Here is a 9,581-nt window from a genome sequence, read left to right as displayed (position 1 = left end):
CAGGAGGTCCGCGCGTTCGACGGCGCAGCGGCATCGCCGGGGACGGCCGGGTGCGAACCGGCGGTCCCCGCCGGACCGATAGACGGGGTGTGAGACTGTTCCGCCCCATGGGGGGCCACCGTACTTCGACGACCTTGACGCCGAGGGCAGCGCCGCCGAGCGCGCGGAGCTGAAGGCCAGGCAGCGGGCCCGGGCCCACCTGGCGTCGATGGGCGAAGGAGCCCCGCAACTGGCTGTCGGCGTCCTTCGCGACGGCGGGCATGTGCGGTTCGAGGGGGGTGCCGGCCCTGTGACGACCGCCGGTCTCCTGCTGTACGCCCGCTCCCGCGGCCGCGCTGCTCGGTGCACGGCTGAGCTGGTTGCCTGCTTTCGGCTATGTCAGTGCGGTGTACCTGGCCTCCGGCGGGGTGCGCGGTCGGTGCGGTCACGGTGTGGGCGTGGCCGATGCAGCCGGGCACGCAGACGGGCTCCTGGGCGGCCGCCCTCGCCGCCTTCGCGGTGGGCGGCGCCCTGTACGTGGTACGGGGCGCACGCCCCGAGGGGGCCGGCGCCTGAGACGCCGGCCCCCTCCCCGGGTATGCAAAAGCCCGGATCGTCAGGCGGAAATGCCGTCGATCCGGGCCAAGGCGTCATCCGCGCCGTATGGCTGCAGATATGGCAGCCAGCGCGGGTCCCTATGCCCGGTGCCGATGATGCGCCAGGCCAGCCCCGTGGGTGGAGCGGGTTTGTGGCGCAGGCGCCAGCCCAGCTCGAACAGGTGCCGGTCTGCCTTGACATGGTTGCAGCGGCGGCAGGACGCCACCACGTTGTCCCAGACGTGCTGACCACCGCGGCTGCGCGGAATGACGTGGTCGACGCTGGTTGCGACGCCACCGCAGTACATGCACCGGCCGCCGTCGCGCGCGAACAGCGCGCGCCGGGTAAGAGGAACGGGCCCCCGATAGGGAACCCGCACGAATCGCTTGAGCCGGACCACGCTGGGTGCGGGGACAGTGACGGTTGCGCTGTGCATAAAGGCGCCGGACTCCTCGAGGCAGACGGCCTTGTTCTCGAGGACGAGGACGAGCGCGCGGCGGAGCGGTACGACGCCGAGTGGCTCGTACGACGCGTTGAGGACCAGGACATGCGGCACGGATGCCTCCTTGTACGCCGGCGGCGCGTGGCTCGCGCCGGGACGATCTGCAGCCAGTCTCCCCTCATGCCTGGTGGAAGCGCCACCATGTCCCGGTAACGGGCTGGGAGTGTTTTCGACCACACCTGATACATGCCCCGAGATGTGCCCCCCGACTTTCCCGGGTGAGCACGGTCTCTCCTCGGTACTTCGGCATGATCCGCACACGATGCCCCGTTAGTGTGGTGGACCTGCCCATCCGGTGACCTTTCCGCGACCTTGCCTACCTCGACGACCATGCCCGCTCGCACCGGAGGCAGACGCTGCACCAGGAGGTACCTGCCGTGTCCTTGCCCGCGCTGTCGTTCGCCGGCGCCCCCAGCCCGTCGCCGTCGCCGTCGCAGACGACGGCTCCGGCGGCCCCCACGTTCCAGGACGCCCAGGACAGCGCGACGAACGCCGCGAGCTGGGTCCAGCAGAACTGGTCCACATGGCTCGCGATCGGCCTCAGGGTCCTGTTGATCCTGGTGATCGCGGCGGTGCTGAGAGCGGTGGTGCGGCGGGCGATCACCAAGTTGATCGACCGCATGACGCGCACGGTCGAGGCGGTGGACGGCACGGCGCTCGGCGGTCTGCTGGTGAACGCGGAACGCCGCAGGCAGCGCTCGCAGGCGATCGGCTCGGTGCTGCGCTCGGTGACGTCGTTCCTGATCATGGGCACCGCGGGACTGATGGTCCTGTCGACCTTCCAGATCAACCTGGCACCACTGCTCGCCTCCGCCGGTGTCGCGGGTGTGGCGATCGGTTTCGGCGCGCGCAACCTGGTGACGGACTTCCTGTCCGGCGTGTTCATGATCCTGGAGGACCAGTACGGCGTCGGCGACAGCATCGACGCGGGGGTGGCCTCCGGCGAGGTCATCGAGGTCGGATTGCGGGTGACCAAGCTGCGCGGCGACAACGGCGAGATCTGGTACGTCCGCAACGGCGAGGTCAAGCGCATCGGCAACCTCTCGCAGGGCTGGGCGACGGCCGGGGTGGACGTGACCGTCCACCCGAGCGAGGACCTGGACCGGGTGAGGGCGACCCTCGAGGCGGTGGCCGAGCAGATGAGCAAGGACGAGCCCTGGAACGAGCGCCTGTGGGGACCGATCGAGGTGCTCGGCCTGGACAGCGTGCTGCTGGAGTCGATGGTCGTCCGCGTCTCGGCGAAGACGATGCCGGGCAAGGCCCTGCCGGTGGAGCGCGAGCTGCGCTGGCGCATCAAGCGGGCCTTCGACGAGGCGGGCATCCGTATCGTGGGCGGGCTGCCGGCGGCCGAGGCGGTGGAGACCCCGCCCGACGCGACGGCTGCGGTGGCGGCCCCTTCGGTCTACTCCAACACGGCGTCACCGCAGTCGGAGGCGGCGTCGCCGATCGCGTCACCGCGGCCGGCGCGGTAGCGGTCCGACGAGGAGCAGGCGGCGTCCGGTGTCTTCCGGGCGCCGCCTTTTGCTGCGGCGCCGCAACACCACCGCTCCGCCACCGTGGCCCCGCCGTCCGCCCGCGGCACGACTCCTCCGCCTCCACGCCGCCCAGGTAACGAGTTGGTTGCCGGCAGTGGCCGGTATTGACGCCTTCGTAGCGGCGGGCCTACCTTCCTCTCACCAATAGGAAACCTTCCTAACAGTGATCTCCAGGGGCCACCCGAACACGGGAAATCCCTGAAACGATCACCCGGTGGACTTCCCGGCGGCCCCGCTGAGAAGCTGGACCGTTGAAAGGCAGGTGGCGACACACATGGCAGGATCCGCCGGTACGCCGGGCACCCCGCGTGTGCTGCGCGCCATGAACGACCGCGCCGCCCTGGATCTCCTTCTGGAGCACGGTCCGCTCAGCCGCACCCGCATCGGCAAGCTCACCGGACTGTCGAAGCCCACCGCCTCACAGCTCCTCGCGCGCCTCGAAGCCGCCGGCCTCGTCCTGATGACCGGCACGAGCGAGGGCCGACCCGGCCCGAGCGCACAGCTGTACGTGGTCAATCCGGCCGCCGCGTATGTCGCCGCGCTCGACGTCACCCCCGAGCGCATCCTCGCCGCCGTCGCCGACATCACCGGCAGGACGGTCGGCGAGTACGAGCTGCCCACCCCGGGCCGCCGCCCCTCGCAACCCGTCGTACGCCAGGTCACCGACGCGCTGGCGGGCGCCGTGAAGGCCGCCGGGCTCGCCGTCTCCGACGTGCACCGGGTGGTCATCGGCACCCCGGGCGCCTTCGACCCCAACACCGGCCGGCTGCGCTACGCCTCCCACCTGCCCGGCTGGCACGCCCCCACGCTGCTCGACGAACTCGCCGCCGGCCTCCCGATGCCCGTCGAGTACGAGAACGACGTCAACCTCGTCGCCCTGGCCGAACAGCGGCTCGGCGCGGCCAAGGGCCACGCCGACTTCGTCCTGCTGTGGAACGAGGGCGGTCTCGGCGCCGCCCTCGTCCTCGGTGGCCGGCTGCACCGCGGCTGGACCGGCGGCGCCGGCGAGGTCGGCTTCCTGCCGGTGCCAGGCGCCCCCCTGGTCCGCCAGGTGACCAAGGCCAACAGCGGCGGCTACCAGGAACTGGCGGGCTCCCAGGCCATCCCCAAGCTCGCCCGCGAACTCGGCGTCAAGGACGTACCGAACGGCCCGTACACCGAGGTCGCCGCCACCCTCGTTGCCCTGGGCGCCGACAGCACCACCGGCCCTCACCGGCGGCTCCTGGAGACGTACGCGACCCGGCTGGCCACCGGTCTCGCCGCACTCGTCTCCGTGCTCGACCCCGAACTCGTCGTCCTCAGCGGCGCCTCGCTCACCTCCGGAGGCGAGCCACTGCGCACCCTGCTCCAGGCCGAACTGGAGGAGCTGGCCGCATCCCGGCCGCGCCTCGTCGTCGGCGACGTACGCGAACACCCCGTACTGCGGGGCGCGTTGGAGAGCGCCCTCGCAACCACCCGCGACGAGGTCTTCGACACCTCGCGCTGAGCCATGGGCCCCGGCCCCGGCACCCGCTCCGGTCGAACCACACCCAGCCCGTCCCAGGGAGACCCCGTCATGCCCGAAGTCATGCCCAAAGTGATCCGAAAGACGGCTTTCGCCCTCACCGCGTCCCTCGCACTCCTCACCACCGCCTGTACCGGTCAGTCCTCCTCCGGCGCGAACGACGACGCGTCCAAGGACACCACCATCAACTTCTGGCACGCCTGGAGCGCGCCCTCCGAGACGAAGGCCGTGAAGGATCTGATCGCGGGCTTCGAGAAGGCGCACCCCAACATCAACGTCAACGTCGTCGGCAACATGACGGACGACAAGATGAACCAGGCGCTGCGCACCGGCGGCGACAAGGCCCCCGACGTCATCTCCTCCTTCACCACGAACAACGTCGGCAAGTTCTGCTCCTCGGGCGCCCTGGTCGACCTCAACCCCTTCTTCAAGAAGTCCGGCATCGACCCGGACACCACCTTCCCGAAGGCGATGAACGAGTACACCCAGTACGACGGCAACCGCTGCACCGTGCCGCTGCTCGGTGACGCGTACGGGCTCTACTACAACAAGACGGCCTTCGAGAAGGCGGGCATCAAGAGCCCGCCCAAGACCTGGTCCGAGTTCGAGACCGCCGCGAAGAAGCTGACCGTCCCCGACGGCGACGGTTACAAGCAGCTCGGCTTCATGCCGGACTACCACGGCTGGGAGACCACCACCGAGCACTACTTCGCGCAGTTCTCCCCGACGTACTTCGACGCGAGCGGCACGTCGAACCTCGCCAAGGACCCCGCGTTCAAGGCCGGATTCACGCTCCAGAAGAAGCTGGTCGACGAACTGGGCGGATTCCAGAAGCTGGAGAAGTACCGCGCCAAGCTCGGCGACGAATGGGGTCCGAAGCACCCCTTCCACACCGGCCAGGTCGCCATGCAGCTGGACGGCGAGTGGCGCCTGGGCATGGCCCTGGACGCGAAGCCGAAGTTCGAGATCGGCGTGGCCCCGCTGCCCGTGCCCGACGACCAGGTCTCCCAGTACGGCAAGGGCTACATCACCGGCACCATCGCCGGCATCGCCGCCGCCAGCAAGAAGCAGAACGCGGCCTGGGAACTGGTGAAGTACATGACCACGGACACGAACGCGGTCGTCGGCTTCTCCAACGCCATCCACAATGTGCCCTCCACGCTGGCCGCGCTGAAGTCCCCCGAGCTGAAGTACGACCCGCGCTTCAAGACGTTCCTGGACATCGCGGCGAACCCGAACTCGACCACGACGCCCGCCTCCGTCAACGGCGGCCAGTACCTCGTGACCATCCAGCAGTTCGGCTACGACTACGAGAGCGGCAAGGCCAAGGACCTCGACTCGGGCCTCGCGAGCACGGCCAAGCAGATCGACACGGACATCGCGCAGGCGAAGTAGCGATGAGCACGATCACCCTCGCGTCGAAGCGCCGCCGGGCGGCGCTTCGCACGCTCGCCTTCATGTCGCCCTGGCTGATCGGCTTCGCGGTCTTCTTCGCGTATCCACTGATCTCGACCGTCTACTTCTCGTTCATGCACTACGACGGCTTCAAGGCGCCGACGTGGAGCGGAACGAAGAACTGGAGCTACGTCTTCGAGAACTACCCGTTCTTCTGGCCGGCGCTCCGCAACACCCTGTGGCTCGTCGTCGTCATGGTCAGCCTCCGGGTCGTCTTCGGGCTCGGCGTCGGCATGCTCATCACGAAGATCAAGACGGGTACGGGCGTCTTCCGCACCCTCTTCTACCTGCCGTACCTCGCCCCGCCCGTCGCCGCGACGATGGCCTTCGCCTTCCTCCTCAACCCCGGTACGGGGCCGGTCAACGCGATCCTCGACAAGATCGGCGTAGCGGCGCCGGGCTGGTTCAACGACCCCTCCTGGTCCAAGCCCGCGCTCACCCTGCTCGCCCTGTGGGGCGTCGGCGACCTGATGGTGATCTTCATGGCGGCGCTGCTCGACGTGCCCAAGGAGCAGTACGAGGCGGCCGAGCTGGACGGGGCGTCGGCGTGGCAGCGCTTCCGGTACGTCACCCTGCCGAACATCTCGCCGATCGTGATGTTCGCGGTGGTCACCGGCGTGATCCAGACGATGCAGTACTACACGCAGCCGCTGATCGCCGGAAAGGTCGCCTCGGGCGTCATCCAGGGCGCAGGAACGCAGTTCGAGCCGGGCTATCCGGAGAGGTCCACGCTCACCCTGCCCCAGCTCGTCTACAACCTCGGCTTCCAGCGCTTCGACTACGGCTCCGCCTGTGTGGTCGCGCTCGTGCTCTTCGCCCTGTCGATGGTGTTCACCGCGTTCCTGATGCGTCGCCGGGGCGGCCTCAATCTGGCAGGTGACTGACCATGACCCAAGTACTCGACAAGCCCGTGGGGTTGAGAGCGCCCGTCTCGCCGGCCGAACGCACCGCTCGCCGTAAGGCCCTCCTCGAGTGGATCGCCGTCCACTCCCTCGGCGTGGCCGCCGCGCTCTTTTTCACCCTGCCCTTCGTGTTCGTGTTCCTGACCTCGCTGATGAGCGACACCCAGGCACTCAGCCGGGATCTGATCCCGCACACCTGGGAGTGGGGCAACTACAAGAAGGTCTTCGACACACCCGGCTTCCTCACCTGGTGGAAGAACACGCTGATCTACGCGGGTCTCGGCACCGTCCTGACCGTCGTGTCCTCGATCCCGGTGGCCTACGCCCTCGCCAAGTTCCGCTTCCCTGGGCGCAGTCTGTCCCTCATGCTGGTGATCTCGATGATGATGCTGCCGCCACAGGTGATCATCATCCCGATGTACCTGTTCTGGGCAAAGCAGCTGGATCTGTCGGGCACGCTGTGGCCGCTGATCATCCCCATGGCGTTCGGTGACGCGTTCTCCATCTTCCTGCTCCGCCAGTTCCTGATGACCATCCCCAACGAGTATCTGGACGCGGCGAAGGTCGACGGCTGCGGTGACCTGCGCACACTGTTCAAGGTCGTCCTGCCGATGGCCAGGCCGGGCATCGCCGCCGTCGCGCTCTTCCAGTTCTTCTACGCCTGGAACGACTACTTCGGCCCGCAGATCTACGCCTCGGAGAACCCGGGCGCGTGGACCCTCAGTTACGGCCTGGAGTCGTTCAAGGGCGCTCACCACACCGACTGGAACCTCACCATGGCCGCGACCGTGCTGGTCATGGCCCCCGTGATCCTCGTGTTCTTCTTCGCCCAGAAGGCGTTCGTCGAGGGTGTCACGCTCACCGGAGTGAAGGGCTAGCTACGCATGAAACTCACCGTGGTCGGCGGAGGCTCGACCTACACACCCGAACTCGTCGACGGGTTCGCACGGCTGAGGGACACTCTGCCCGTCGAGGAACTCGTCCTCGTCGATCCGGCCGCCGACCGCCTCGAGCTGGTGGGCGGGCTGGCTCGGCGCATCTTCGCCAAACAGGGGCATCCCGGGCGCGTCGTCACGACCGGCGACCTGGACCAGGCGGTCGAGGGCGCCGACGCCGTGCTGCTCCAGCTGCGCGTCGGCGGCCAGGCCGCGCGCGAGCAGGACGAGACCTGGCCGCTGGAATGCGGCTGCGTGGGCCAGGAGACGACCGGCGCGGGCGGTCTCGCCAAGGCCCTGCGCACGGTGCCCGTGGTCCTCGACATCGCCGCACGGATCCGCAACGCCAACCCGAACGCGTGGATCATCGATTTCACCAACCCGGTCGGCATCGTCACCCGCGCCCTTCTTCAGGAGGGCCACCGCGCGGTCGGCCTGTGCAACGTGGCGATCGGCTTCCAGCGGGCCTTCGCCGCCTTGCTCGGCGTCACGCCCGCCGACGTCCACCTCGACCATGTGGGCCTGAACCACCTCACCTGGGAGACCGGTGTACGCCTGGGCGGCCCCGAGGGCGAGAACGTGCTGCCCAAGCTGATCGCCGAGCACGGCGACTCGCTCGTCGAAGGCCTGCGTCTGCCGCGCGCCCTCCTCGACCGGCTCGGCGCGGTCCCCTCCTACTACCTGCGCTACTACTACGCGCACGACGAGGTCGTACGGGAGCTGAGGACGAAGCCGTCGCGTGCCGCCGAGGTCGCGGCGATGGAGCGGCAGCTGCTGGAGATGTACGGCGACCCGGCGCTCGACGAGAAGCCGGCGCTGCTCGCCAAGCGCGGCGGTGCCTACTACTCGGAGGCCGCGGTCGACCTCGCCGCGGCCCTGCTGGGCGGAGGAGGTTCGCCCTACCAGGTGGTGAACGCGTACAACAGGGGCACGCTGCCCTTCCTGCCGGACGACGCGGTGATCGAGGTGCAGGCGGCCGTAGGCCCTCAGGGCCCGGCGCCCCTGGCCGTGGCGGAGGTGGACCCGCTGTACGCGGGACTGATGGCGAACGTGACGGCCTACGAGGAGCTGGCCCTTGAGGCGGCCCTGCGCGGCGGCCGGGACCGCGTCTTCCGGGCGCTGCTCGCCCACCCCCTTGTCGGCCAGTACGCCTACGCCGACACCCTCACCGACCTGCTGATCGCGCACAACCGGGAGCACCTCGCGTGGGCCTGACCGCAAGCGTCCTCGCCATCGACGCGGGCAACAGCAAGACCGACGTCGCCGTTGTCGCAACCGACGGCGAGGTCCTCGGCACCGCACGGGGCGGGGGTTTCCGGCCCCCGGTCGTGGGTGTCGCGGCGGCCGTGGATGCCCTGGGCGAGGCCGTCGGGCAGGCCTTCGCCCGGGCCGGGGTCACGGCGGCCGACCATGTCTCGGCCTGTCTCGCCAACGCCGACCTTCCGGTGGAGGAGGAGCAGTTGGCGGCCGCCCTGCAGGCACGCGGGTGGGGCACGACGGTGGAGGTGCGCAACGACACCTTCGCCATTCTGCGGGCGGGTGTCTCCGAACCCCGGGGGGTGGCGGTCGTGTGCGGGGCCGGCATCAACTGCGTCGGTATGCGGCCCGACGGGCGCACCGCCCGTTTCCCGGCGCTCGGCCGCATCTCCGGTGACTGGGGCGGCGGTTGGGGTCTCGCAGACGAGGCCCTGTGGTGGGCGGCCCGCGCGGAGGACGGCCGGGGCGGGCCCACGGACCTGGTGCGCACCCTGCCCGCGCATTTCGGACTCGACTCCATGTACGCGCTCATCGAGGCGCTCCACCTGGAGCAGATCGAACACGACCGGCGCCACGAGCTGACGCCGGTGCTGTTCGCCACCGCCGGGCAGGGCGATCCGGTGGCCCGCGCGATCGTCGACCGGCTCGCCGAGGAGGTGGTCGTCATGGCGACGGTCGCGCTTACCCGTCTCGACCTGCTCGACGAGGAGGCCCCGGTCCTGCTCGGCGGCAGCATCCTCGCCGCCCGCCACCCCCAACTCGACAACCGGGTCCGGGAGCTGCTGACCCCCCGCGCGCCCAAGGCGATCCCCCAGGTGGTCACGGCCCGCCCGGTCCTGGGCGCGACCCTCCTGGGTCTGGATCACGAACACGCGGCGGAGCGGGCGCACGCGCGGGTGCGGGCGTACTACGAGC

At 69.7% G+C, this 9,581-nt stretch carries 9 protein-coding genes; 8 read left to right on the top strand and 1 reads right to left on the bottom strand.

All coding sequences use genetic code 11. The features are described 5' to 3' along the window. Window positions 1-375: 375 nt before the first annotated feature. On the top strand, window positions 376-555 hold the full coding sequence (locus VXC91_RS39000) for a hypothetical protein (RefSeq protein ID WP_329512095.1): 180 nt from the start codon (window positions 376-378) through the stop codon (window positions 553-555). A 40-nt stretch (window positions 556-595) separates the two neighbouring features. Here VXC91_RS39000 and VXC91_RS38995 read toward each other — a convergent pair whose 3' ends face one another. Next, a complete protein-coding gene (locus VXC91_RS38995) occupies window positions 596-1,132 on the bottom strand; it encodes an HNH endonuclease (protein ID WP_329512094.1) in 537 nt (178 codons plus the stop codon). Between the two features lie 323 nt (window positions 1,133-1,455). On the opposite strand from VXC91_RS38995, the gene VXC91_RS38990 reads away from it, so the two are divergent. From VXC91_RS38990 to VXC91_RS38960, 7 genes are all read left to right on the top strand, one after another. Continuing rightward, window positions 1,456-2,550, top strand: coding sequence for a mechanosensitive ion channel family protein (locus VXC91_RS38990; protein ID WP_329512093.1), 1,095 nt, complete (start codon window positions 1,456-1,458; stop codon window positions 2,548-2,550). Between the two features lie 337 nt (window positions 2,551-2,887). After that, window positions 2,888-4,099, top strand: coding sequence for an ROK family transcriptional regulator (locus tag VXC91_RS38985; RefSeq protein WP_329512092.1), 1,212 nt, complete (start codon window positions 2,888-2,890; stop codon window positions 4,097-4,099). Between the two features lie 81 nt (window positions 4,100-4,180). After that, entirely contained in the window at window positions 4,181-5,512 is a 1,332-nt protein-coding gene (locus tag VXC91_RS38980) for an ABC transporter substrate-binding protein (protein ID WP_329512096.1), read from the top strand. Between the two features lie 2 nt (window positions 5,513-5,514). Continuing rightward, complete coding sequence (locus tag VXC91_RS38975; protein WP_329512091.1) at window positions 5,515-6,456, top strand: carbohydrate ABC transporter permease; 942 nt, start codon at window positions 5,515-5,517, stop codon at window positions 6,454-6,456. A gap of 2 nt (window positions 6,457-6,458) precedes the next feature. Next, the gene (locus VXC91_RS38970; RefSeq protein WP_329512090.1) at window positions 6,459-7,352 is read left to right on the top strand and encodes a carbohydrate ABC transporter permease; all 894 of its coding nucleotides are present in this window, start codon (window positions 6,459-6,461) and stop codon (window positions 7,350-7,352) included. A gap of 6 nt (window positions 7,353-7,358) precedes the next feature. Then, complete coding sequence (locus VXC91_RS38965) at window positions 7,359-8,624, top strand: 6-phospho-beta-glucosidase (RefSeq protein WP_329512089.1); 1,266 nt, start codon at window positions 7,359-7,361, stop codon at window positions 8,622-8,624. Then, window positions 8,615-9,581 (top strand): N-acetylglucosamine kinase (locus VXC91_RS38960; protein WP_329512088.1); only part of this gene is annotated, 967 nt, incomplete at its 3' end. The genes VXC91_RS38965 and VXC91_RS38960, both read left to right, overlap by 10 nt.

Source organism: Streptomyces chiangmaiensis (genome assembly GCF_036281785.1).
GTDB lineage: Bacteria > Actinomycetota > Actinomycetes > Streptomycetales > Streptomycetaceae > Streptomyces > Streptomyces chiangmaiensis.
This window is presented reverse-complemented; position numbering and strand designations above follow the sequence as displayed.